The organism is Cellulomonas sp. zg-ZUI22 (assembly GCF_017353535.1).
Lineage (GTDB): Bacteria > Actinomycetota > Actinomycetes > Actinomycetales > Cellulomonadaceae > Cellulomonas > Cellulomonas wangleii.
Genome location: NZ_JAFMUZ010000004.1, coordinates 1 through 23,607, shown reverse-complemented (window position 1 = coordinate 23,607; position 23,607 = coordinate 1). Strand labels below are relative to the sequence as shown.

Annotated in this window: 18 protein-coding genes; 10 read left to right on the top strand and 8 right to left on the bottom strand. The window is 75.7% G+C overall.

Features of this window, described 5'->3' with window-relative positions:
* Positions 1-92: 92 nt before the first annotated feature.
* From ettA to J1G43_RS12820, 4 genes are all read left to right on the top strand, one after another.
* On the top strand, positions 93-1,775 hold the full coding sequence (gene ettA, locus J1G43_RS12835; protein WP_207340630.1) for an energy-dependent translational throttle protein EttA: 1,683 nt from the start codon (positions 93-95) through the stop codon (positions 1,773-1,775).
* A gap of 130 nt (positions 1,776-1,905) precedes the next feature.
* Entirely contained in the window at positions 1,906-3,870 is a 1,965-nt protein-coding gene (locus J1G43_RS12830; protein WP_207378592.1) for a dynamin family protein, read from the top strand.
* Positions 3,867-5,459: a GTPase gene (locus J1G43_RS12825; RefSeq protein ID WP_207378591.1), complete on the top strand. Its 1,593-nt coding sequence runs from the start codon at positions 3,867-3,869 to the stop codon at positions 5,457-5,459. Before J1G43_RS12830 ends, J1G43_RS12825 begins: the two co-directional genes overlap by 4 nt.
* Before the next feature lie 206 nt (positions 5,460-5,665).
* Positions 5,666-6,160: a thioesterase family protein gene (locus J1G43_RS12820; RefSeq protein ID WP_207378590.1), complete on the top strand. Its 495-nt coding sequence runs from the start codon at positions 5,666-5,668 to the stop codon at positions 6,158-6,160.
* Here J1G43_RS12820 and J1G43_RS12815 read toward each other — a convergent pair.
* The 5 genes from J1G43_RS12815 to ptsP form a co-directional block, all read right to left on the bottom strand.
* Positions 6,141-7,925 carry an SDR family oxidoreductase gene (locus J1G43_RS12815; RefSeq protein ID WP_242635731.1) on the bottom strand — a complete coding sequence of 595 codons (1,785 nt, stop codon included), beginning with the start codon at positions 7,923-7,925 and terminating at the stop codon, positions 6,141-6,143. The two genes, J1G43_RS12820 and J1G43_RS12815, sit on opposite strands and share 20 nt — an antisense overlap.
* Before the next feature lie 44 nt (positions 7,926-7,969).
* A complete protein-coding gene (locus J1G43_RS12810; RefSeq protein ID WP_207340626.1) occupies positions 7,970-8,962 on the bottom strand; it encodes a DNA topoisomerase IB in 993 nt (330 codons plus the stop codon).
* A 137-nt stretch (positions 8,963-9,099) separates the two neighbouring features.
* A complete protein-coding gene (locus J1G43_RS12805; RefSeq protein WP_207340625.1) occupies positions 9,100-9,978 on the bottom strand; it encodes an acyl-CoA thioesterase II in 879 nt (292 codons plus the stop codon).
* A 3-nt stretch (positions 9,979-9,981) separates the two neighbouring features.
* On the bottom strand, positions 9,982-10,365 hold the full coding sequence (locus J1G43_RS12800; RefSeq protein ID WP_089802120.1) for a globin: 384 nt from the start codon (positions 10,363-10,365) through the stop codon (positions 9,982-9,984).
* A 74-nt stretch (positions 10,366-10,439) separates the two neighbouring features.
* On the bottom strand, positions 10,440-12,125 hold the full coding sequence (gene ptsP, locus J1G43_RS12795) for a phosphoenolpyruvate--protein phosphotransferase (RefSeq protein ID WP_207378589.1): 1,686 nt from the start codon (positions 12,123-12,125) through the stop codon (positions 10,440-10,442).
* Positions 12,126-12,340: 215 nt separating this feature from the next.
* Here ptsP and J1G43_RS12790 point away from each other — a divergent pair, with 215 nt between their 5' ends.
* Both J1G43_RS12790 and J1G43_RS12785 read left to right on the top strand, forming a co-directional pair.
* Positions 12,341-12,637, top strand: a complete 297-nt coding sequence (locus J1G43_RS12790) for a glucose PTS transporter subunit EIIB (protein ID WP_256439610.1) — start codon at positions 12,341-12,343, stop codon at positions 12,635-12,637.
* Between the two features lie 13 nt (positions 12,638-12,650).
* Positions 12,651-13,118, top strand: coding sequence for a PTS glucose transporter subunit IIA (locus J1G43_RS12785; RefSeq protein ID WP_207340623.1), 468 nt, complete (start codon positions 12,651-12,653; stop codon positions 13,116-13,118).
* A 7-nt stretch (positions 13,119-13,125) separates the two neighbouring features.
* Here J1G43_RS12785 and J1G43_RS12780 read toward each other — a convergent pair whose 3' ends face one another.
* Together J1G43_RS12780 and J1G43_RS19645 are read right to left on the bottom strand one after the other, a co-directional pair.
* Positions 13,126-14,361: a mechanosensitive ion channel family protein gene (locus J1G43_RS12780; RefSeq protein WP_207378588.1), complete on the bottom strand. Its 1,236-nt coding sequence runs from the start codon at positions 14,359-14,361 to the stop codon at positions 13,126-13,128.
* Complete coding sequence (locus J1G43_RS19645; protein WP_207370793.1) at positions 14,358-16,562, bottom strand: prolyl oligopeptidase family protein; 2,205 nt, start codon at positions 16,560-16,562, stop codon at positions 14,358-14,360. Before J1G43_RS19645 ends, J1G43_RS12780 begins: the two co-directional genes overlap by 4 nt.
* Before the next feature lie 116 nt (positions 16,563-16,678).
* Between J1G43_RS19645 and malQ the strand changes: the two genes are divergently transcribed.
* Together malQ and J1G43_RS12765 are read left to right on the top strand one after the other, a co-directional pair.
* Positions 16,679-18,805 (top strand): 4-alpha-glucanotransferase, encoded by a 2,127-nt coding sequence (gene malQ / locus J1G43_RS12770; protein WP_207340620.1) that lies wholly within the window; start codon positions 16,679-16,681, stop codon positions 18,803-18,805.
* Entirely contained in the window at positions 18,802-19,344 is a 543-nt protein-coding gene (locus J1G43_RS12765) for an AAA family ATPase (RefSeq protein WP_207340619.1), read from the top strand. The genes malQ and J1G43_RS12765 overlap by 4 nt, the downstream gene beginning before the upstream one ends.
* A gap of 123 nt (positions 19,345-19,467) precedes the next feature.
* Here the strand turns inward: J1G43_RS12765 and pepN are convergent, their stop codons facing one another.
* A complete protein-coding gene (gene pepN, locus J1G43_RS12760; protein WP_207340618.1) occupies positions 19,468-22,074 on the bottom strand; it encodes an aminopeptidase N in 2,607 nt (868 codons plus the stop codon).
* Positions 22,075-22,309: 235 nt separating this feature from the next.
* Between pepN and J1G43_RS12755 the strand changes: the two genes are divergently transcribed.
* Positions 22,310-22,930, top strand: a complete 621-nt coding sequence (locus J1G43_RS12755; RefSeq protein WP_207340617.1) for a DsbA family protein — start codon at positions 22,310-22,312, stop codon at positions 22,928-22,930.
* A 5-nt stretch (positions 22,931-22,935) separates the two neighbouring features.
* The gene (locus J1G43_RS12750; protein WP_207340616.1) at positions 22,936-23,472 is read left to right on the top strand and encodes a hypothetical protein; all 537 of its coding nucleotides are present in this window, start codon (positions 22,936-22,938) and stop codon (positions 23,470-23,472) included.
* Positions 23,473-23,607 lie beyond the last annotated feature (135 nt).

Sequence of the window (23,607 nt, the reverse complement as noted above, 5' to 3'; positions counted from 1 at the left end):
GCGCGACCCCTTGCCCGCACCTCGGTGCGGCAGGGGAGCGCGCGCCCCGGCCCGCGGCACCACCAGACCTACGAGGAGCGGACGAGCACTCAGTGGCTGAGTTCATCTACACCATGTACAAGGCGCGCAAGGCGCACGGCGACAAGGTCATCCTCGACGACGTCTCCCTCAACTTCCTGCCCGGCGCGAAGATCGGCGTCGTCGGACCCAACGGGGCGGGTAAGTCCACGATCCTCAAGATCATGGCGGGCCTCGACCAGCCGTCGAACGGTGAGGCGCGGCTCTCCCCGGGCTACACGGTGGGCATCCTGCAGCAGGAGCCGCCGCTGAACGAGGAGAAGACGGTCCTCGGCAACGTCGAGGAGGGCGTCGCCGAGATCAAGGGCAAGCTCGACCGCTACAACGAGATCTCCGCCCTGATGGCGGACCCGGACGCCGACTTCGACGCGCTGCTGGCGGAGATGGGTCAGCTGCAGGAGGCCATCGACGCGGCCGACGCCTGGGACCTGGACGCCCAGCTCGAGCAGGCGATGGACGCGCTGCGCTGCCCGCCGCCGGACGCCGACGTGTCGGTGCTGTCCGGTGGTGAGCGTCGCCGGGTCGCGCTGTGCAAGCTGCTGCTCGAGAAGCCCGACCTGCTGCTGCTCGACGAGCCCACCAACCACCTGGACGCCGAGTCCGTGCTGTGGCTCGAGCAGCACCTGCAGCAGTACCCCGGCGCGATCCTCGCCGTCACCCACGACCGGTACTTCCTCGACCACGTCGCGGAGTGGATCTGCGAGGTCGACCGTGGCCGGCTGTACCCGTACGAGGGCAACTACTCCACGTACCTGGAGAAGAAGCAGGAGCGCCTGCAGGTCCAGGGCAAGAAGGACGCCAAGCTCGCCAAGCGCCTGAAGGACGAGCTCGAGTGGGTGCGGTCCAACGCGAAGGGCCGGCAGACCAAGTCGAAGTCGCGTCTGGCGCGCTACGAGGAGATGGCTGCCGAGGCCGACCGCACGCGCAAGCTCGACTTCGAGGAGATCCAGATCCCGCCGGGCCCGCGCCTGGGGTCGGTCGTCCTGGAGGCCACGAACCTGCAGAAGGGCTTCGACGGTCGCCAGCTCATCGACGGGCTGAGCTTCACGCTGCCGCGCAACGGCATCGTCGGTGTCATCGGCCCCAACGGCGTCGGCAAGACGACGCTCTTCAAGACGATCGTCGGCCTGGAGCCCCTCGACGGGGGCGACCTCAAGGTCGGCGAGACGGTCTCCATCTCGTACGTCGACCAGTCGCGCGGTGGCATCGACCCCAAGAAGACCCTGTGGGAGGTCGTGTCCGACGGGCTCGACTACCTCAAGGTCGGCAACGTCGAGATGCCGTCGCGTGCGTACGTCGCCGCGTTCGGCTTCAAGGGCCCGGACCAGCAGAAGCCCGCGGGCGTGCTGTCCGGTGGTGAGCGCAACCGCCTCAACCTGGCACTCACGCTCAAGCAGGGCGGCAACCTGCTGCTGCTCGACGAGCCGACCAACGACCTCGACGTCGAGACGCTCGGCTCGCTCGAGAACGCCCTGCTCGAGTTCCCCGGCTGCGCCGTCGTGGTGTCCCACGACCGGTGGTTCCTCGACCGTGTCGCCACGCACATCCTCGCGTACGAGGGCACCGAGGAGAACCCGGCGAGCTGGTACTGGTTCGAGGGGAACTTCGCCTCGTACGAGGAGAACAAGGTCCAGCGGCTCGGCGCCGACGCGGCCCGCCCGCACCGGGTGACATACCGCAAGCTGCGCCGCGACTGACGCAGCCCGCACCACCCGACGGCCCGGACGAGCACGCGCGTCCGGGCCGTCGCGGGTCCGGCGTCCGCTCTCAGCGGCACCGGCCTCCGTCGACGGGCTGCCTCGGGAACGGTCGGGCAGACTGTCCGGCATGACGGAGCCCGAGGTCAGCGACCCGCACGTGGCCCCGGCCGACGCGGGGGACGGGCTCCTCGGCACGCTCGAGCGGCTCCAGGCCCGCCTGGGCGCCCTCACCCTCCCGCTCGAGGCCCCCGGGGTCGACGTCGCGCGCACCGACCGGGCGGCCGCGCTGACCCAGCTCGACGACTACCTGCTGCCGCGGCTGCGGGCACGGTCCGCGCCGCTCCTGGTCGTCGTCGGCGGCTCGACCGGTGCGGGCAAGTCCACCCTCGTCAACTCCCTCCTGGGGTCGGAGGTCTCGGCGCCGGGCGTGCTGCGCCCCACCACCCGGGCACCGGTCCTCGTGCACCACCCGCTCGACGAGCGCTGGTACTCCACGGACCGCGTGCTGCCCGGCCTCGCCCGGCTCACCGGTCACCCCGGCGCCGGCGCGCGCGGGGACGACGCACAGGTCGACCCGGCGCGCGCTCTGCGGCTCGTCGCCTCCGACGCGCTGCCGCGCGGGCTCGCGCTGCTCGACGCCCCCGACGTGGACTCCGTGGACGTCGGCAACCGGCGCCTGGCGGCGCAGCTCCTCGACGCCGCCGACCTGTGGCTGTTCGTCACCACCGCGGCACGTTACGCCGACGCCGTCCCGTGGGACCTGCTGCACCGGGCGGCAGCGCGGCACGCGCAGGTCGCGCTCGTCGTCGACCGCGTCGACCCCGGCACGGAGGAGGTCGTGCAGGACCTGCGCCGCATGATGGACGAGAACGGGCTGCCGGACGCCCCGCTGTTCCTGGTGCCCGAGGCGCCGCTCACGGACGGGCTGCTGCCGGAGCAGGCGGTCGCGGACGTGGCCACGTGGCTCACCGCCCTGGGCGCCGACGCACCCGCGCGCGAGGCGGTGGCGACGGCGACCCGCGACGGTGTGGTGGACGACCTGGTACGGCGCAGCCACGTGCTCGCGGACGCCGCCGACGTGCAGGTCGCGACCGACGCACGACTGCGCCGGACCGTGGCGGCCGCCTACGACGACGGCGCCGCGCACGTGCGCGCCGCGACCTCCGACGGCGCGATGCTGCGCGGCGAGGTCCTGGCCCGCTGGCAGGAGCTCGTCGGCACGGGCGACCTGCTGCGGTCGGTCGAGCAGGGCGTCGGGCGGGTGCGCGACGCCGTCACGGGGTTCTTCCGCGGCACGCCCGCGCCGGCGCCGCGCGTCGAGCAGGCCATCGCGCACGGGCTGGCGGCGGTGGTCCTGGATGCCGCGGACGAGGCCGCGGAGCGCACCCACGCCGCGTGGCGGGGCGACCCCGCGGGCGCCGCGCTGCTCCAGGGCCTCGACCTCGCCCGCGCGTCCACCACGCTGCGGGCCGAGGTGGACGCGCAGGTCCGCGGCTGGCAGTCCGACGTCCTCGAGCTCGTGCGCGAGCAGGGGCAGTCCCGTCGCGGCACCGCCCGCTACCTCTCGTTCGGCGTCAACGTCGCCGGCGTCAGCCTGATGGTCCTCGCGTTCGCGTCCACGGGCGGGCTGACCGGCATCGAGGTCGGGATCGCCGGTGGCACGGCGGTCGTCGCCCAGAAGCTCCTGGAGGCGGTCTTCGGTGACGACGCCGTGCGGCGCCTCACCGTCGAGGCCCGCGAGCGGCTCGACGCCCGCGTGACGGACCTGCTGGCCCGCGAGGCCGAGCGGTACACGGCCCAGCTCGACGCGCTCGGTGCCGCCCGGGCGGACGGTGCCGGGCTGCGCGCCGTGGCCGCGGACGTCGAGCGGGCCGCGCACGCCGACCGTGCCGGGCGCCCTGCCGCGGCGCCGAGCGCCTCGTCGCCCGCTGTCGGCGCCGCGCTGCGCGGTGCCGGGTGGACGCGCGGGGACGGGACCCCTGGCACCGCGACCGGCGCGCCCGGGGAGACCACACCGCCGGGGGACGAGCCGACCGCGCGCGGCGGCTGGTGGCGGCGGCTGCTCGGCGGCCGCCCGCGGGACGACGCATGAGCCCGACCCTGGACGAGCGCCTCGACGCGCTGTCCGCAGCCCTGGACGCGGGCGGGGAGCGCCTGCCCGAGCCGCTGGTCGCGCGCACCCGGGACGTGCTGGACCGGGTGCGGGAGCGCGCGGGCCTGTCGGCCGAGCACACCGTCGTCGCACTGGCGGGAGCCACCGGGTCGGGCAAGTCCTCGCTGTTCAACGCGCTCGTCGGGGACGAGCTCGCGGCGACCGGCGTGCAGCGACCCACGACGTCCCACCCGCTGGCGGTCGTCGTCGGCGAGGACCCGGACGGCACGGGCCCCGGGCGGCTGCTGGACTGGCTCGAGGTGCGTCGACGACACGCCGTGCCGCCCGCGGCGGGGCTCGCGACCGGGCTCGTGCTGCTGGACCTGCCGGACCACGACTCCGTGGTCGTGGAGCACCGGCTGCGCGCCGAGCGGCTGGTCGCGCGCGCGGACCTGCTGGTGTGGGTCGTCGACCCCCAGAAGTACGCCGACGGGGCCCTGCACGAGCGGTACCTGCGCCCGCTCGCGGGCCGTGACGACGTCGTGGTGCTCGTGCTCAACCAGGCGGACCGCCTCCCGGCCGCCGACGTGGCCGCGGTGGTGGCGGACCTGCGCCGCCTCGCCGCGGACGACGGGCTCCCGCGTGCCCGTGTCGTGGCCGCCTCGGCCCGCAGCGGCGACGGCGTGGCCGACCTGCGTGCGCTCGTCGCGCGGGCGGTCGAGCGTCGCGAGGCCGGCAACCGGCGGTGGGTGGCGGACGTGCGCGCGGCAGCGCTGGAGGTGGCCGACGCGTGCCGCGACGTCCCGGGGGGACGGCAGCGGTCCGCGCGGGCGGACGACCTGGTCGCAGCGCTGGAGGACGCCGCGGGGGTGCCGACCGTCGTCGCGGCCGTGCGCCGGTCCGCGGTGCGCCGGGCCGTCGCGCACACCGGCTGGCCGCCCGTGCGGTGGCTCGCCCGGCTGCGCCCGGACCCGTTGCGCCGGCTGCACCTGGCGCCACGCGCGGTGGGCGACGAGGTGGCGCCCACGTCGCTGCCGCCCGCCGGCCCGGCCCAGCGGGCGCGTGCCGCGACGGCGGTGCGGGACCACACCGACGCGGTCCTCGCCGGGGCACCGGACGCGTGGGTGCTGGCGGCGCGGGCGCGCGTCACCACGGCGGACCTGCCCGACGCCCTCGACCTGGCCGTCGCCCGTACCCGCCTGCTCCCCGAGCGCCCGGTCTGGTGGTGGCGCGCGGTCGGTGCCGTGCAGTGGCTGCTGCTCGCAGCCGCCGTCGCCGGAGCCCTCTGGTTGGCCGGCCTCGCGGTGCTGGCGTACCTGCAGCTGCCCGACCCGGTGACCCCGGTGTGGGGACCCGCACCTGCCCCCACCGTGCTGCTGGTGGGCGGCGTGCTCGCCGGGCTGCTGGTGGCGGCGCTCGGTGCGGTGGCCGCTCGGTGGGGTGCCCGGGCGCGTGCCCGGTCCGCCCGGCGTCGGCTGCGCGCAGCGGTCCAGGACGTGGCACGTCGTCTCGTCGTCGACCCGGTCGCCCAGGAGGTCGCCTCGCTGCGCAGCTGCCGGGACCTGGCCGCCCGCGCCGCGGCTCGCTGACCCCGGCGGGCGGCGCGCCCGTGGCGGACGAGGGCCGTGGGGGGTGGACCCGCGAAGGGCCTGGACCCGTGCCGGTCGTGCGTACTCCCACCCGTCCGTGCGGCAGGATCGACGTCGGCCGCCGTGCCCGCCGTCGCACCGCGGGGCACCGCGCGGGGCCGCACGAGGCCGGACGAACCGTCGCGGCCGGCACAGGAGGGAAGTCGATGGCGAGGATCGAGGTCCCGGTCCAGCTGCGCTGGTCCGACATGGACGCGTACGCCCACGTGAACAACGTCGAGATGCTGCGGCTCCTGGAGGAGGCGCGCATCGAGGTGTTCTGGCGCCACCCCGAGGGTCCGGACGGCGTCGTCCCCGACGGGGCACGGGCCACCGCGGTGCTCGACGCCGGGCCGGGTGCGCTGACCTCGACGCTGGTCGCTCGGCAGGAGATCCAGTACGTCCGGCCGCTGCCGTACCGGCGCGCGCCGGTCGTCATCGAGCTGTGGATCGGGCACCTGGGGGGTGCCAGCCTCGACGTCTGCTACGAGGTCCGGGACGCGCCGACCGCCGTGGCGGGCTCGGAGGTCTACGCACGCGCGACGACGACGATCGTGCTGGTCGACTCCGCGACGGGCGCACCGCGCCGGCTGACCGCGCAGGAGCGTGCGGTCTGGGAGCCGTACGTCGAGGAGCCGGTGGTCATCCGCCGCCGGGCATGACCGCGGCGGGGTACGGGCCGGTGGTCGCCGCGGCCGTCGTGCCCCCACCCGCCGACGGTGCCAGGTCGCGCCGGGCCCGCTCGGCCGACCGGGCCGCACGGGCGACGTTGCGCTGCATGCCGCCGAACACCACCCCGTGGAACGGGTAGACCGCCCACCAGTACAGCTGCCCGGCCAGGCCGTGCGGGTGGAACAGGGCGCGCTGCGCGAACACCACGGGCGGCCGTCGCCACTCGGACGGCTCCCACGGGGTGTCGTCGGGCACGGCGGGCGTCCCGTCGTCGTCCAGGGGCGTGTCGGCGGGCTCCACGCGCAGCTCGAGCCACGCCAGCCCGGGCAGCCGCATCTCGGCCCGCAGCCGCAGCAGCCGGCCAGGGACGATCTGCTCCACGCGCCAGAAGTCGACGGCGTCGTCGAGCAGCAGCCGTGCAGGGTCGCGGCGACCGCGGCGCAGCCCCGGACCGCCCACGACCCGGTCCAGCAGCCCGCGCACCCGCCAGGCGAGCGACCACGAGTACCAGCCGCGCTCGCCGCCCACCGCCTCCACCACGCGCCACAGCGCGGCGGGGGAGGCGTCGACGCGGACGCGGCGCTCGTCGACGAACAGGGTGCCGCCCGCCCAGTCGGGGTCGGAGGGCAGCGGGTCGCTGGGAGCCCCGGGCGGCGTCGCGGACGACCACCGGGTGGTGACGCCGGCGCCCTGGACGCGGGCCAGCGCGAGGCGCACGGCACGGTCGAAGCCGATGAGCCCGTCCGGCGGGTCCGGCACGTACCGCGCGATGTCGTGCTCGTCGCACACCACCTCGTGGACCAGGGACTCCACCAGCGGGCGTGCGAGCCCGCCGGGCACGGGCGTGACCAGCGACACCCACAGGCTCGACAGCCGTGGGCTCAGCACCGGGACCGCGACGATGGCCCGCCGCGGCAGCCCGGCGATGCGCGCGTACCGCTGCATCATGTCGCGGTACGTCAGGACGTCCGGCCCGCCGATGTCGAAGGCCCGCGACACGTCGGGCGGCATCGCGGCCGACCCGACGAGGTAGCGCAGCACGTCGCGGATCGCGATGGGCTGGATCCGGTTCTGCACCCAGCGCGGCACGGTCATGGCCGGGAGCCGCTCCGTGAGGTACCGCATCATCTCGAAGGACGCCGAGCCCGAGCCGAGGACCACCGCCGCACGCAGCACCGTCGTCGGCACGCCGGACGCCAGCAGGATCTCCCCGACCTCCGTGCGCGACGCCAGGTGGGGTGAGAGCTCCTCGCCCTCGGGGTACAGACCGCCCAGGTAGACGATCCGACCCACGCCCGCCTCACGCGCCGCCTGGGCGAAGACCAGCGCCGTGTGGCGGTCGCGCTGCTCGAAGGTCCGGCCGGTGCCCAGCGAGTGGATCAGGTAGTACGCCACGTCGGAGCCCTCGAGTGCCGCACGGATCTGATCCGGCTCACCGGCGTCCGCCGCAACGACCTCCACGTCGTCGTACCACGGTCGTCCGCGCAGCCGCTCCGGGTGCCGCGCCAGGGCCCGCACCCGGTACCCGGCGGCGAGCAGCTCGGGCACCAGCCGTCCCCCGACGTACCCGGTCACCCCCGTGACCGCCACGAGCGGGGCATCGGGGCGGGGTCGGCCGTCCGGGCCGGTGCCCGGCACGAGCCCTTCCAGGGTGCGCACGACCGGCTCGGGCGCGAGGTCGGCCTGGGGGCCGGTCCCGTGCCCGGGGTCGTCGCCGTGCCCGGGGCCCGGGGCGTCGGGGCGCGCGTCGCTCATCCGGGCAGTCTGCGGCCGGGCGAGCGGGGCCGCACCCGGGGCGCTCAGCCCGTCAGGAGCGCGAGGGTGCGCCGCTCCGCCACGTGCTGCGAGCGTGTCGGCGCGATCGTCTCGCCGCGCTCCCACAGCTCGATCACCCGCGGGTCGATGTACGACGACCGGGCGACCGTGGGGGTGTTGCCGAGCTCCTCGGAGACCGCCTTGACGACCGACGCGACGACGCGGCGGCGTCCCCGCTCGCTGCGCGGGGGCGGACCGCCCTCCGCCAGGCCGCGGGCCGCCAGCACGGTGGCGTGCCACGTGCGGAAGTCCTTGGGTGTCGCCTCGCCGAGCCGGTCGCGCACGTACGCCCCGACGTCGTTGCTCGTCACGTCGTGCCACCCCGCGTCGTCGCGCCACGCCAGCAGCTCCGGGCTGTCGTCGCGGCGTCGCAGCAGCGTGCGGACCAGCTCGGCGACCGTCTCGTCGTCGACGACCGTGTCGCGGATCTGCCCCGACTTCGCGGGGAAGACGAGGTGCACCGCGCCGGGGGAGCCGTCCGCGTCGGACAGCACGCGCACGTGCTCGCGGCGCAGCGTCGCCAGGCCGAACGAGCCGTGCCGGCGGGTGTAGCCCTCGGTGCCGACCCGCAGGTAGGCGCGGTCCAGCAGGCGGAACGCCAGGGCCAGCGCCTTGTCCCGCGGCATGCCCTCGAGCGCCAGGTCCGCCCGCACCCGCCGGCGCGCGGCCGGCAGCCGGCGGGCCACCTGCAGCACGTGCTCGTGCTTGAGCCGGGCCCGCCGGGCCTGCCACTGCAGGTGGTACAGGTACTGACGGCGCTGCGCCTCGTCCAGCCCGGCGGCCTGGATGTGGCCGTTGTGCCACGGGCTGATCCAGACCTCGCGCCAGGCCGGCGGGATCGCGAGCGTGGAGAGGCGCTCGAGGTGCTCCGGCTCGTCGATGCGGCGCCGCTCGTGGTCGAGGTACACGAAGCCGCGCCCGGCCCGGCGGCGCGTCCAGCCGGGCTGGTCGAGGCGCACACGTCGGAGCCGGACCATGCCGCAGAGTCTCGCCCGCCGGCGCGGGCCGCGCTCGTCGAGCGGGACGCGGGAGCCGTGGACCGCGACGGGCGGACCGGCGGTGGACGGACCGGTGCGGACCCGGCGCGGACCCGGTGCCCGCGGGGACGCCGGCGTCAGTCCGGGACCCGGACCATGCCCTCCTGCGCGATGGAGGCGACGAGCGTGCCCTCCCGGTCGAACACCCGCGCCGCACCCAGGCCGCGCCCGCCCTGGGCGCTCGGGGACGTCTGGACGAACAGCAGCCAGTCGTCGACGCGGACGTCGCGGTGCCACCACATGGCGTGGTCGAGGCTCGCCATGGACAGCCCCGGCGTCGCCCACGGCCGGCCGGCGCGGCGCAGCACCGGCTCGAGCATGATCTGGTCGCAGCCGTACGCCAGCAGCGCACGGTGCAGCAGCTGGTCGTCGGGGACGGGGCCGCGGGCCCGCGCCCAGACGCACTGGTCGCCCTGGCTGCCCTGGGCGCCGGCGCGCAGGTAGATCGACCCGTCGACGTGGCGCAGGTCGAACGCGGACTCCTGCGCCCAGAACCGGGCCATCGGGTGGTCGACGTCACCGAGCGCGTCGAGGGCCGAGCCGACCTCCTCCGGGTCCGGGACGTCGGGGGGCGTCTGCGCGTACTCGATGCCGGGCTGCCGCTCCTGGAACGACGCGATCATCGACAGGATCGGTGCGCCGCCCTGCAGCGCGTGCGTGCGGCGGGCGGAGAACGAGCGGCCGTCGCGCAGCCGCTCGACCGCGAAGCCGATGGGCGCGGAGTCGTCCCCGGGCCGCAGGAAGTAGCCGTGCAGCGAGTGCGGCAGGCGGCCGTCCGGGACGGTGCGGCCCGCCGCGAGCAGCGCCTGCGCCAGGACCTGCCCGCCGAACACGCGGCCCTGCGGCTGCGGGAGGCTGAGCCCCTCGAACGTGTCCGGCTCGCTCGGGTCGGCGGTCAGGTCCAGGGCACGCAGCACCGCCCCGACGGGGTCGTGGCTCGCGTCGGGCAGCGTCATGGGTCAGTCCTCGAAGGTGTTGAGCATGGAGTGGGCCGCGCGCTCGAGGTAGTCCCACAGCTGGCCGCGGTGCAGGGGTGCGAGGTCGAGCGAGTCCACGGCGGTCCGCATGTGCCGCAGCCAGCGGTCGCGCGCGTCGGGGTTGACCTTGTACGGGGCGTGCCGCATCCGCAGGCGGGGGTGGCCGCGCTGCTCGGAGTAGGTCGTGGGTCCGCCCCAGTACTGCTCGAGGAAGAGGGTGAGGCGCTCGGCCGCAGGCCCGAGGTCCTCCTCGGGGTACATCGGCTGCAGCACCGGGTCCGCCGCGACGCCGCGGTAGAACTCGTCGACGAGCCGGACGAACGTCTCGTGCCCGCCGACGGCCGCGTAGAACGAGTCGTCTCTCACGCCGCCCATCCTCACACGCTGCCCCGCCTGGCCGGACGGGGCCGGGGTGTGCGTCGCGCCACCCCCGACGGCCGTCACAGCCCGAGCTCGTCCAGCACGGGCAGGCCCGCGCGCACCGCGGCACGGGCGTCGGCGGCGCTCGCCGCGTCGGCGGCACGACGTGCCAGCACGCGGCATGTCGCCAGGTCGGTGGCGGCCAGCACCGCGGCGACGTCGGGCAGCGCCCGGGGCGTCATCGACAGCGACGTCACACCGAGCCCGACCAGGACCACCGCCAGTGCCGGGTCCGCGGCCGCCTCCCCGCAGACACCGACGGGCCGCGCCTGGGCGGCCCCACCCAGCGCGGTGGCCTCCACGAGCCGCAGCACCGCCGGCTGCCACGCGTCGGACAGGCCCGCGACCGCCCCGAGCAGCCGGTCGGCGGCCATCGTGTACTGCGTGAGGTCGTTGGTGCCGATGCTCGCGAAGTGCGCGTGGGCGAGCAGGGGGCCGGCCAGCAGCGCCGCGCTCGGGATCTCGACCATGATCCCGGCGGTGGGCAGGCCGTGCCGGGCGCACGCGGCGACGAACGCCTCGGTCTCGTCGACCGTGGCGACCATCGGTGCCATGACCCACGTGGTGGTGCCCGGGTGCTCGGCGGCCGCACGCGCGATCGCCGTGAGCTGGTCCTCGAGGACGTCGGGGCGCTCCTGGGCCACGCGCAGGCCGCGCACCCCCAGTGCGGGGTTCGCCTCGGGTGCCGCGTGCAGGAACGGCAGGGGCTTGTCCGCCCCCGCGTCGAGGGTCCGCACCACGACCTTGCGGCCCGCGAAGGCTGCCAGCACGCGGCCGTACGCGGCGGTCTGCTCGTCGACGTCCGGCGCCTGCGTGCGGTCGAGGAACGCGAACTCGGTGCGGAACAGCCCGACACCCTGGGCGCCCGCGTCGGCCGCCGCCTGCGCGTCGGCGGGGTCGCCGACGTTGGCGAGCAGCTCCACGCGGTGGCCGTCCGCCGTGCGTCCGTCCCCGTCGAAGGTGCGCGGCGCCGCACCCCGGGCGCGGACGCGCCGCACGGCGTCGTCCGTCGGGTCGGGGACGACGGTGCCGGCGGCGCCGTCCACGAGCAGCTGCGTGCCCTCGGCGAGGTCCAGCGCCCCGGCCGCGGCGACGACCGCCGGGATGCCACGCGACCGCGCGAGGATCGCGGTGTGCGACGTGGGCCCGCCGGCGGCCGTGACCACCGCGAGCACGCGCTGCGGGTCGAGCGTCGCGGTGAGGGCCGGCGCCAGGTCGGGCGCGACCAGCACGTAGGGGTACGGGCGGACCGGCACGCCGGGTGCCTGCAGTCCCGTCAGGTGGGCCACCAGCCGGTCCCGCACGTCGGTCACGTCGCGCACGCGCTCGGCCATGTACCCGCCCAGCAGCTGGAGCTCGGCGGCGACCGCGTCCGCGGCCTCCCACACGGCCCGCTCGGGGACGAGGTGCTCGTCACGCACCCGCTGCTGGGCGTCGGCGACCAGGGAGGGGTCCGCCGCCATCGCGGCCGTCGCGTGCAGCAGCGCGGCGCTGTCGCCCTCGGCGGCCTGCGCCGCGGCGTCGAGCTCGTCACGCACGGCCGCCGCGGACGCGGCGACCCGCTCGGCGGCCGCGCCGGTGTCGGAGCCCGGCGGCAGACGCCGGCCGGCGGGCGGCTCGGCGACGGCGTCGGGCAGGCGCACCGCGGGCCCCACCACGCGTCCCGGGCTCACGCCGATGCCTCGGACGACGTACGTGCTGCCCACCCCGGACCTCCTCGGTACCCGCCGGGACGAGGGGACGGTCGTGCGGCCGCCGTCGTCGCCGTGCCCCCGCAGTCTGGCCCGGGCCCACGCCGAGGTCCAACGCGGTCGCGCACCCGGCACACCCCGCCGGCGTGCGCCACGCCCCTGCCGCGGTGGCAGGGGCGCCGGGCGGTGGCGCGGCGGTAGCCTGGGGTCCGACCGCGCACGCCCGGTCGATGCCGTCGGCGGGTACCCGTCGTCGCCGCACCCGGGCGCCGGCGACGACGAACCAGGGAGACCCATTGAGCAAGGCAGAGCAGATCCTGGCCGCACTGGGCGGCGAGGCCAACGTCGTGGACCTCGAGCCCTGCATCACGCGGCTGCGGGTCGAGGTCGGTGACGCGCAGCTGGTCGACGAGGCGGCGCTCAAGGCGAGCGGCGCGTTCGGCGTCGTGCGCTCGGGCCGCATCGTGCAGGTGATCGTGGGACCCGAGGCCGACAACCTCGCCGCCGAGCTCGACACCCTGCGCTGAGACCGGCCGCCGCGTGGCGCAGCTGCGGCTGACGAGCCCCGTCCCGGGAGTGGTGCGGCCGCTGACGGCCGTCCCCGACCCGGTGTTCGCCGAGCAGATGGTCGGGCCCGGGCTCGCGGTCGAACCGGACCGGACCGGTCGGCAGGACGTGCTCGCGCCGTGCGACGGCGTCGTCGGCGCGCTGCACCCGCACGCCTTCGCGCTCGAGCTCGACGACGGACGCGCGGTGCTGGTCCACGTCGGCATCGACACCGTGACCCTGGCGGGTCAGGGTTTCGAGCTGCACGTCGAGCGCGGCCGTCGCGTGCGGGCGGGTGACCGCGTGCTCACCTGGTCGCCGGTGGACGTGGCCGCGGCGGGCCTGTCGACGATGTGCCCGGTCGTGGCGCTGCAGGCCGAGGCCGTCGACGTCACGCTCCTCGTCCCCGAGGGCGAGCGGGTCGAGGCCGGCCGTCCGGTACTGGGCTGGACGGCCGGCTGACGGACCGTCAGCCCGCCGGCGGTGGCGGGGGCTCGCGGCGCTCGACCACGTCGTGCACCGGGGTGTCGTGGGGATCCCGCGGCGAGGCGTCGCCCTGCTGCTCCACGTCGCCCTGCTGCGCGTCGCCCTGCGGGGTGCCGGCGGCCCCGCCGGGAGTCGTGCCGCCGCTGCCCCCCGCGCCGTCGTCCGCCGACGTCGGGATCAGCCCCAGGCGCTCCTGGTGCGCCACCAGGGCGTCCCGCTGCCCGGCCAGCGGCACGCCGGCCGCCTCGAGCGCCTGCCGCACCGCGAGGCGCAGGTGCCGGGCCACCTCCCACTGCATGGCCGGGGCGGTCCTCACGGAAAGGCGCAGCCCGACGGCGTCGGCCGCGAGCTTCTCGGCGCCCGTGACCTCGGGCTCGCCCTGCAGGTAGGCGCCGACCACGGGGTCGGTCGCCACCCGGCGGGCCGCCTCGGTCAGCAGGCCGCGCGCCTCGTCGAGGTCGACGAAGTAGTCGACGTCCACCTCGACCAGCGCGGTGCTGAACCCCTGGGTCTTGTTGCCCACGCGGACGATGGAGCCGTTGGGGACGTACCAGAGGGTGCCGCTGTCGTCGCGCACCTTGGTCACCCGCAGCCCGACGTTCTCCACGGTGCCGGTCGCCGGGCCGATGTCCACGACGTCGCCCACGCCGTACTGGTCCTCCAGCAGCATGAACAGGCCGGACAGGAAGTCCTTGACCAGGCTCTGCGCGCCGAAGCCGACGGCGACGCCCACGATCCCGGCGGACGCGATGAACGGCGCCAGGTTGATGTGCAGCGCGTCGAGCACCAGCAGGCCGGCGATGGAGCCGACCACGATCGACGCGGTCGAGCGCAGCACGGACCCGATGGTCCGGGCGCGCTGCGCGCGTCGGGCCGTGGCGAGCGGGTTCGCCTTGAGCAGGACGGAGCCCACCTCGGACCGGCCGATCGGGCGCAGCACACCGCGCTCGATGACGGGATCGCCCTCCGCCACGTGCCGGGTGACGCCGGAGATGGTGCGCCGCAGCAGCAGGAGGACCAGGGCGCTGATGACGACGATGAGGACGATGCGCAGGGGGACCCCGACGAACCACTCCCACCAGTCGCCGAGCCATGTGGGCCAGCTGTCACCGGCGGGCTTGGTGAACGACGGCGGGGTCACCTCGGCCGTCGCCGCCGGCGCGGTCGCCGTCGGGGACGCGCTCGGGGACGCGCCCGCGGACACGGTCGGGGTCCTCATGCCTCCTCGACCTCCAGCAGACCGGTGCGGTCGGCGACGAACTGCAGCTGCTCGGCCGACAGGCCGATGGTGCGGGACAGCGCGCGGGCGCCGTGGCCCACGCCGATCTCGCGGCGCAGCAGGACGGGCCGCTCCGCCGGGTCGGACGTCGTGGCCGCCTGCAGGGCGGCGGCGAGCTTGCGCGCGTGCAGCGGGTCGACCCGGGAGTCGCCCTCGAAGACGGTGAACAGCACCGCGGGGTACGCGGTCCCGTCGACCACGCGGTGGTAGGGCGAGTACCCGAGCAGCCAGTCCAGCTCCTCGGGGACCTCGGCGTCGCCGTACTCCTCGGTCCACGTCACGCCCAGGCCGAACCGCTGGTAGCGGACCATGTCGAGCAGGGGCGCCGAGCAGACGGCCGCGGCCCACAGGTCGGGGCGCTGCGTCACGGCCGCGCCGACCAGCAGGCCGCCGTTCGAGCCGCCCCAGCAGGCCAGCGTGTCCGTGGTCGTCCACCCCTCGGCCACCAGGTGCTCGGCGACGGCGTGGAAGTCGTCGAAGACGTTCTGCTTGGACCCGCGCATGCCGGCGCGGTGCCACTCCTCGCCCTCCTCGCCGCCGCCGCGCAGGTTGGCCACGACGTAGACGCCGCCGGCCTCGACCCACGCGAGGGTCGTCGCGGAGTAGGCCGGGTCCAGGCTGATCTGGAAGCCGCCGTACCCGTACAGGACGGTGGGCGCCGGGGCGAGCGGGCGCCCCTCGGCGTCGACGCGGTCGGCACGCGCCAGCACGAACGCGCGCACGAGCGTGCCGTCCGCGCTCACGACCTCGATCTGCCGGCTGTGGACCGCCGGCACGTCGGGCAGGGCGCCCGGCGGGGTCGCCCACACGTCGACGTCACCGGTGCGGGCGTCGTACCGGTGCACGTGGGGCACCGTCACGTGGTCGGTGTAGGAGAACCAGACCTCGGGACCCCCCTCGGGGCGCGTCACCAGGCCGCTGATCGAACCCAGCCCGGGCAGCGGCACCTGCCCCGTGCGCGCACCCGTGCGGGGGTCGTGCCGGGTCACCTCGCTGACGGCGTGGCGCCGCCACGACGCGAGCAGGGCCGAGGGCCGCGTCGGGTCACCGTCGTCGACGAACGCGACGTCCTCGAGGACCGCCACGTCGTCCTGCGGCAGCAGCGTCGTCCAGTGCTCCACGCCCGGGGTCGCGGGGTCCGTGACCGCGAGCCGGCCGCGGGGCGCGTCGAGGTCGGTGTGGACGTACAGGCGTCCGTCACGGCCCACCCACGCACCGACCTCGGCGTCGAGCCCCACCGCGACCTCGACGAAGGCCGGTGCCTCGTGCGCGCCCGGTGCGGTGAGGTCCGCGATCCACACGTCCGTCCGCGGCGCCGTGCCCGCGGACGCCGACACGATCAGCCACCGGCCGTCGCGACTGACCTGCACGCCGTAGTAGCTGGTCAGGTCCAGGCCCTCACCGAAGACCTCGACGTCCTGCTCCGGGGACGTCCCGACGCGGTGCAGCCAGACCCGGCGGTGGTACTGCTGCTCGTCGGCCGGGACCAGGTCCGGGGCGAGGCGGCGCACGTAGTAGAACGCCTCGCCGCCGGGCAGCCAGGCGACGGGGGAGTAGCGGGCGCGGTCGATCGGACCGTCGACGAGCTGGCCGGTCGCCACGTCGAGGACGTGCAGCACGCTCTCCTCGGTCCCGCCGTGCGAGACCTGGTACGCGAGCAGGTCGCCCTCCTTCGACGGCTGCCACGCGTCCAGGGTGGTGGTGCCCGCGGCGTCGAGCACGAGCGGGTCGACGAGCACCCGCTCGGTCGCGGTGCCGTCGGCGCCCGCCTCCGCGACGACCACGACGGCGTGCTCCTGGTCGCCGGCGCGGCGGGTGGAGAAGCGGCGTGCACCGCGCCACGCGGGCGCACCGACGGACCCGGCACCCAGCAGGGCGGCCAGGCGGTCGCGCAGCGTCGCGTCGGCGAAGGGCGTGCCGGCCGCGGCGGCGGACACCCGCGCCCGGTAGCCGGCGTACAGGTCGTCCTGCGCGCGCGACCACCGCGCGGTGCGCTCGTCGTCCGCGTCCTCCAGGACGCGGTACGGGTCGGCGACGCGGCGTCCGTGCAGGTCCTCGACGAGGTCCGCGCGCGGGGCGTCCGGGTAGGGGGCTGCGTGGGGGACGGGGCGCGCGGTGGCGCGCGGCGGCTCGGTCGTCACGGTGCCCCAGGCTACGTCGCGCCCGGCGGTCGCGCGGTGGGTCACCCGTCCGGCCGCGCCGCGCCGGGCCGGGGTCTCGGGGCGCTGCACCCGGCGTGCTCTGGCAGGATCGAGGGGTGCCACACACCACCCTGCACGAGGACCTGTGGCGGCTCGCCGCCGCCTACGACGTCGTGCCGGCCTACCGCGGCCACGACGGGAACGACCACGAGGCGAGCGACGAGACCGTCATCCGCGTGCTCGGCGCCCTCGGCGTGGACGCGTCGACGCCCGAGCGGGTCGCGCTCGCGCTCGACCACGTCGAGAACATGCCGTGGCGGCGGGTGCTGCCCCCGGTGGTCGTGCTGCGGCAGGGCAGCTCGGTGAACGTCCCGGTGCACGTCACGCACGGCGATCCCGTCGAGGTGTGGCTCGAGCTCGACCCGGAGGTCGGCGGCGGGCGGCGCGAGGTCGTCCAGGTCGACGTGGTCGTCGAGCCGCGGCAGGTCGACGGGCGGCTCGTGGGCCGCGCGACGTTCGCCCTCCCCGACGACCTGCCGCTGGGCTGGCACGAGATCCGCGCGGAGGGCCCGTCGGCCCACGCGCACAGCCCTGTCGTCGTCACCCCGGAGCGCCTCGAGCTGCCCGAGCGGCTGCGCGACGGCGCGGTCTGGGGCGTCATGGCGCAGCTGTACTCGGTGCGGTCCCGGACGTCGTGGGGCGTGGGCGACCTGGCTGACCTCGCCGAGCTCGGCTGGCTGGCCGCGCACCGCTGGCACGCGGACTTCCTGCTCGTGAACCCCCTGCACGCCGCGGAGCCCGTCGAGCCGCTGACGCCCAGCCCGTACCTGCCGACGACCCGGCGGTTCGTCAACCCGCTGTACATCCGCGTGGAGGACGTCCGGGAGACGGCCTACCTGTCCGCGGCGGACCGCGCGCTCGTCGAGTGGGCGGCCGAGCCCGTGCTCGCGCTGGACACCGACCCCGGCCCGGTCGACCGTGACGCGGCCTGGGCGGCCAAGCGGGCCGCGCTCGAGGTCGTGTTCGGCCACCCGCGCTCGGTCGCCCGCCAGGCGGAGTTCGACGCGTTCGTCGAGGAGCAGGGCGAGGGGTTGCGCGAGTTCGCGCTGTGGTGCGCGCTCGTGGAGCGGTACGGACCCGTGTCCGGCTGGTCGGACGACCTGCGCGACCCGCTGTCGGACGCCGTCGCGGCCGCCGCCGTCGAGCTGGCCGACCGTGTCGTGTTCTGGTCGTGGCTGCAGTGGGTGGCCGACGAGCAGCTCGAGCGGGCGCAGCGCGTCGTGCGCGAGGGCGGCATGGCGCTGGGGATCATGCACGACCTGGCCGTCGGGGTGCACCCCGAGGGGGCCGATGCCTGGGCGCTGCGCGACGTCCTGGCGACCGGGGCCTCCGTCGGGGCACCGCCGGACATGTACAACCAGCAGGGCCAGGACTGGTCGCAGCCGCCGTGGCACCCCGACGCCCTGGCCCGCGCCGCCTACCGGCCCTACCGGGACATGCTGCGCACGGTGCTGCGGCACGCCGGTGCCATCCGCATCGACCACGTGCTCGGGCTGTTCCGCCTGTGGTGGGTGCCCGTCGGCAACTCGCCGCGCGACGGCGCCTACGTGCGGTACGACCACGACGCGCTGGTCGGCATCCTGGCGCTCGAGGCGCACCGCGCCGGGGCCGTGGTGATCGGCGAGGACCTGGGCACCGTCGAGCCGTGGGTGAGCGACTACCTCTCGGAGCGCGGGATCCTCGGGACGTCGGTGCTGTGGTTCGAGCAGGAGCACGACGGCCGCCCGCGTCCGCCGGAGTCGTACCGGAGGCTCGCCCTGGCGACGGTCACGACGCACGACCTGCCCCCCACCGCCGGGTACCTGGCGGAGGAGCACGTGACCCTGCGCGACCGGCTGGGTCTGCTGTCGACCCCGGTCGAGCAGGTGCGGGCCGAGGCGGCCGCGGAGCGCGAGCGCATGCTGAGCGCGTTGCGGGAGCGCGGGCTGCTGGGGCACGACCCGAGCGAGCGGGAGATCGTCGAGGCGCTGCACCGCTGGGTCGCCGCGACACCCGCGGTGCTGCTGGGGGTGTCCCTGGCGGACGCGGTGGGCGAGCGGCGGGCGCAGAACCAGCCCGGCACGGACCGCGAGTACCCGAACTGGAAGGTGCCGCTGGCCGACGGGACGGGGCAGGTCGTGCTCCTGGAGGACCTGTTCACCAACGCCCGCGCCCAGTCGCTGGCCGACGCGATGGGCGAGTGACGACGACGCTGCGCCGCGTGCGGGTCGTCGGCACCTCCGGGTCCGGCAAGACGACGTTCGCGCGGCGCCTCGCCCGGGCGCTCGCGGCCCCGCACGTCGAGCTGGACGAGGTCTTCTGGGGTCCGGACTGGGTCAAGCGTGACGTCGCCGAGGCGCACGCGGACCTGCGCTCACGGACCGCGGGCCCCGCCTGGGTGGTCGACGGCAACTGGGACTCGCGGCTCGGTGACCTGCTCGACGGTGCGGACGCCGTGGTCTGGCTCGACCACCCGCGGCGCATCGTCATGGCGCGGGTGGTGCGGCGCACGCTGTGGCGCGGGCTCACGCGCCAGGAGCTGTGGCACGGCAACCGCGAGCGCCTGGCGAACCTGCGGCACCTCGACCCGGACCAGAACATCGTGCTGTGGTCCTGGACCTCGCACCGGCGCGTGCGCGAGCGTTACGCCGCACGGGCCGACGACCCGCGCATGGTGCGGCTGCGCGGTCGCCGCCAGGCGGAGGCGTGGCTGCGGGCCGTGGAGCGCGGGGCCGGCCGCTGACCCGTGGGGGTCGGCCGCACCCGCTCGCCCCACCCGCTCACCCCACCCGTTCACCCCACCCGCTCACCGTGACCCGGACACGCCGACGGCCGGGCACCCGCGTGCCCGGCCGTCGGTGTCACGTCAGTCGCGTGCGCGGTCCGCCTGCTGCGCGGCGAGCGCACGACGCACACCGTCGCGGGACTCGACCACGAGCCGCCGCAGCGCGGCGGGGGCGTCCGGGTGCCCGGCGAGCCACGCGTCGGTGGCACCCAGCACGTCGACCCGCGGGTCGTCGGCGAGCGCCGTCGGGTACAGGCCGACGACGACGTTCTGGGCCATCTCGTTGGTCTTGTCCGCCCAGACCCGCTCGAGCTCGGCGAAGTACGGCTCGACCCACGGGACGAGCAGCGTCGTGTCGTGCACGCGCCCGAACCCGCTGATCGTCGCGGCCTGGAGGGCGTTCGGCAGGTCGTCGCCCGAGACGACCGCGGCCCACGCGCGCTCCTTGGCCTCGGCGGTCGGGACGGCGGCCCGCGCGGCCGCGGCGGCCCGCTGCCCGGTGGCCGTCGCGTCGGCGGCCTGCTGCGCCGCGATGTCGGCGTCGCCCGCGCGACCCCCGGCGACCAGGGCGGTGAGGAGCTCCCACCGCAGGTCGGTGTCGACGGACAGGCCGTCGAGCGTGCGCCGACCGTCGAGCACCTCGGTGACGACGTCGAGCTGGGCGTCGGTGCGTGCCCGGGCGGCGAACGCCTTGAGGAGCTGCAGCTGCTGGTCCGAGCCGGCGGGCGCCGCCTCGGCGAGCGCGAGGAGCCGGTCGGCCGCCCCCGTGGCGGTGGCCTCGCGGTGCTCGGGCGCCACGTACAGGTCGAGCGCTGTGGTCAGCTGGCGCAGCAGCACGAGGATGACCGAGGAGTCGGTCTCGTGCGCGATGTTGCCGAGGACGAGCTCGACGAAGTCGCGTGCCGAGGTCTCGCCGTCCCGGGTCGCGTCCCACGCCGCGCCCCACACCAGGGTCCGGGGCAGCGAGTCGGTGAACTTGTCCAGGTGCGCGACCGACGTCGCGAGCGACTGCGGGTCGAGGCGGACCTTGGCGTACGCGAGGTCGTCGTCGTTGACCAGCAGCAGCGCGGGCCGCCGGACCCCGACGAGCGCGGGCACCTCGGTGCGCGGTCCGTCGATGTCGAGCTCGACGTGCACGGTGCGCACCAGGCGCGCGTCGTCGCCCTCGCCCTGCAGGTCGTACCCACCGACCGCGAGGCGGTGCGGCCGCTGCACCGGGTGCTCCGCAGGGACCTCCTGCAGCACGGCGAACGACGTGATGACGCCGTCGGCGTCGACCTCGATCTCGGGGCGCAGCAGCGTGACGCCCGCCTGCTCCAGCCACAGCGCGGACCACGCCGACAGGTCGCGCCCGCTCGTGGCCTCGAGCTCGGTCAGCAGGTCGCGCAGCTGGGTGTTGCCCCACGCGTGCTTCGCGAAGTAGGAGCGCACACCCGCGAAGAACTCGTCCTGGCCGACCCACGCGACGAGCTGCTTGAGGACGGAGGCGCCCTTGGCGTACGTGATGCCGTCGAAGTTGACCTCGACGTCCTCCAGGTCGCGCATGTCCGCGACGATCGGGTGCGTCGAGGGCAGCTGGTCCTGCCGGTAGGCCCACGACTTCTCGAGGGAGGAGAACGTGGTCCACGCGCTCGTCCACCGCGTCGCCTCGGCCGTCGCGAGCGTCGACGCGTACTCCGCGAACGACTCGTTCAGCCACAGGTCGTCCCACCAGCGCATGGTCACCAGGTCGCCGAACCACATGTGCGCGAGCTCGTGCAGGATCGTCACGGCCCGGCGCTCGACGGTCGCGTCGGGCACCTTCGACCGGAACACGTACGACTCGAGGAACGTGACGGCGCCCGCGTTCTCCATCGCCCCGGCGTTGAACTCGGGGACGAACAGCTGGTCGTACTTGGCGAACGGGTACGGGTGGCCGAACCGCTCCTCGTAGAACGCGAACCCGGCGCGGGTGATGTCGAGGATGTTGTCGGTGTCCAGGTGCTCGGCCAGCGAGGACCGGCAGTAGACGCCCAGCGGGATCGAGCGGCCGTCGCTGCTCGTCAGCTCGCCGTGCTCACCGTGGTACGGGCCGGCGATGATCGCCGTGATGTAGGAGGAGATCGGCGGCGTCGTGTCGAACCGCCACGTGGCGGTGCCGTCGTCCCGGCCGCCGTTGCGGTTGCGGCCGCCCTCGACGCGCTGCGGCTCGCCGAGCTGCGGGTAGTTCGACACCACCGTCCAGTGGGCCGGCGCGGTCACCGTGAACGTGAAGGTCGCCTTGAGGTCCGGCTGCTCGAACACCGCGAAGACGCGCCGCGAGTCCGCCACCTCGAACTGGCTGTAGAGGTAGACCTCGTCGTCGACCGGGTCGACGAACCGGTGCAGGCCCTCGCCGGTGTTCATGTACGCGCAGTCCGCGACGACGGTCAGCTCGTTCTCCGCGGCGAGGTCGTCGAGCCGGATGCGGGAGTCCGCCACCACGTCCGCGGGGTCCAGCCGACGGCCGTTGAGCACGACCTCGTGCACGGTGGGCGCGATGAGGTCGACGAAGGTGCTCGCGCCGGCCGTCGCCGAGAACCGCACGGTCGACCGCGAGGTGAACGTCGTCGGCCCCGTCGTCAGGTCGAGCTCGACGTCGTACGCGTGGGTGCGGACGAGCGCGGCCCGCTCGGCGGCCTCGGCGCGGGTGAGGTTCTCTCCGGGCACGGACGTTCTCCGATCGTTCTGCGGCGGTGGCCACGATGGACGGCGGCAGCGGCGTGGCGGTCGGCGGCGACGCGGGGTCGGGTCGGTCGGTGCGCAGGACGCTGCGGTGTCGCACGTGCGCGACCGCACGATCATGCCACGGGGGCCCGCGCCGACCTCGGAGCGCGCACGGGATGTGCGTCGCCAGGCGGGAGAGGGCACACTCGGCCACGACCGTCGGTGAGAGGAGCTCGGTGTGCCCGTCGTGGACTTCTGGTTCGACCCCGTCTGCCCGTGGGCGTGGATGACGTCACGGTGGATGGACGAGGTCACCCGCGTGCGGGACGTCGACGTCCGGTGGCACGTCATGAGCCTGTCGGTCCTCAACGAGGGCCGTGACCTGCCCGACGGGTACCAGCGGCTCATGGCCGAGTCGTGGGGGCCCGTGCGCGTGCTCGTCGCCGCGGCGCGCGACCACGGCGACGAGGTCCTCAAGCCGCTCTACGACGCGATGGGCACGCGCCGTCACCCCGGTGGCCGCACGGACACCGCCGCGATCGTCGCCGAGTCGCTGGCCGAGGTGGGGCTGCCCGCCGCGCTGGCCGACGTCGCGGCGACCGACGAGGTCGACGACCTGTTGCGCACGTCGCACCGGGCCGCCATGGACCTGGTCGGCGACGAGGTCGGCACGCCGGTCGTGGCGGTCGACGGGGTCGGGTTCTTCGGGCCCGTCATCACCCCGGCGCCGACGGGCGAGGCCGCGGGGCGTCTGTTCGACGGTCTGGCGCTGGTCACCAGCGTCCCCGGCTTCTACGAGCTCAAGCGCACCCGCACGCAGGGCCCGGTGTTCGACGCACCGGCCACGCACCAGGAGTGAACGGCATGGGGCCGCTGCGGGGCCTGAGCCGCGGGATGCAGGTGTTCCTGCTGGTCGACGTCCTGCTGGTGCTGCTGCTGGTGGTGCTGCTGATCACGCTGCCCCGGGGCGGCGACGCCCCGGGGCCGGCGGCCGCGACGCCGACGCCCACCGCGGTGGCGGACGCCGCCGCCGGGGACGACGACGAGCCGGGGTCCTCGGAGTCGGTCGCGTTCGACCTGCCCAGCGGCAACATCGCCTGCGAGATGAGCCCCGAGGGCGTCGTCTGCACGATCAGGAGCTTCACGTACGCGGCGCCCCGGGTCACCGGGTGCGAGTCGCCGACCGGTCACGTCGTGCGGCTCGACGCCGAGGGGTTCCGGTTCGTGTGCGAGGACGACGGGGTGCCGCAGCTGCCGCCGGACCGTGCCGAGCTCGCGTACGGCGCGCAGGAGACCCAGGGCGGGTACACCTGTGCCTCGGGGAAGGACGGCGTGACCTGCACCGACGCCGCGGGCATCGGGTTCCGGCTGGCGCGCGCGCAGTGGACCGCCCTGCCCTGAGCGACCGCCTCCGGGCAGCGGCGGGCAGCGCCTCGAGGACGTGCGCGCCGGACGGGCGTGGGGGGGGGGGGGGCCCCCCCCCCCCCCCCGGGGGGGGAACCACCACACAGCCGGGACGGGGGGGGGCGCCCACAC

Excerpts from the sequence above, each read along its gene's own strand:
- J1G43_RS12750 (WP_207340616.1), top strand. The coding sequence starts at position 22,936 with ATGGGGCCGCTGCGGGGCCTGAGCCGCGGGATGCAGGTGTTCCTGCTG.
- J1G43_RS12810 (WP_207340626.1), bottom strand. The coding sequence starts at position 8,962 with ATGGTCCGGCTCCGACGTGTGCGCCTCGACCAGCCCGGCTGGACGCGC.
- J1G43_RS12825 (WP_207378591.1), top strand. The coding sequence starts at position 3,867 with ATGAGCCCGACCCTGGACGAGCGCCTCGACGCGCTGTCCGCAGCCCTG.
- J1G43_RS12820 (WP_207378590.1), top strand. The coding sequence starts at position 5,666 with ATGGCGAGGATCGAGGTCCCGGTCCAGCTGCGCTGGTCCGACATGGAC.
- J1G43_RS12830 (WP_207378592.1), top strand. The coding sequence starts at position 1,906 with ATGACGGAGCCCGAGGTCAGCGACCCGCACGTGGCCCCGGCCGACGCG.
- J1G43_RS12805 (WP_207340625.1), bottom strand. The coding sequence starts at position 9,978 with ATGACGCTGCCCGACGCGAGCCACGACCCCGTCGGGGCGGTGCTGCGT.
- J1G43_RS12790 (WP_256439610.1), top strand. The coding sequence starts at position 12,341 with ATGCCGTCGGCGGGTACCCGTCGTCGCCGCACCCGGGCGCCGGCGACG.
- J1G43_RS12780 (WP_207378588.1), bottom strand. The coding sequence starts at position 14,361 with ATGAGGACCCCGACCGTGTCCGCGGGCGCGTCCCCGAGCGCGTCCCCG.
- J1G43_RS12815 (WP_242635731.1), bottom strand. The coding sequence starts at position 7,925 with ATGAGCGACGCGCGCCCCGACGCCCCGGGCCCCGGGCACGGCGACGAC.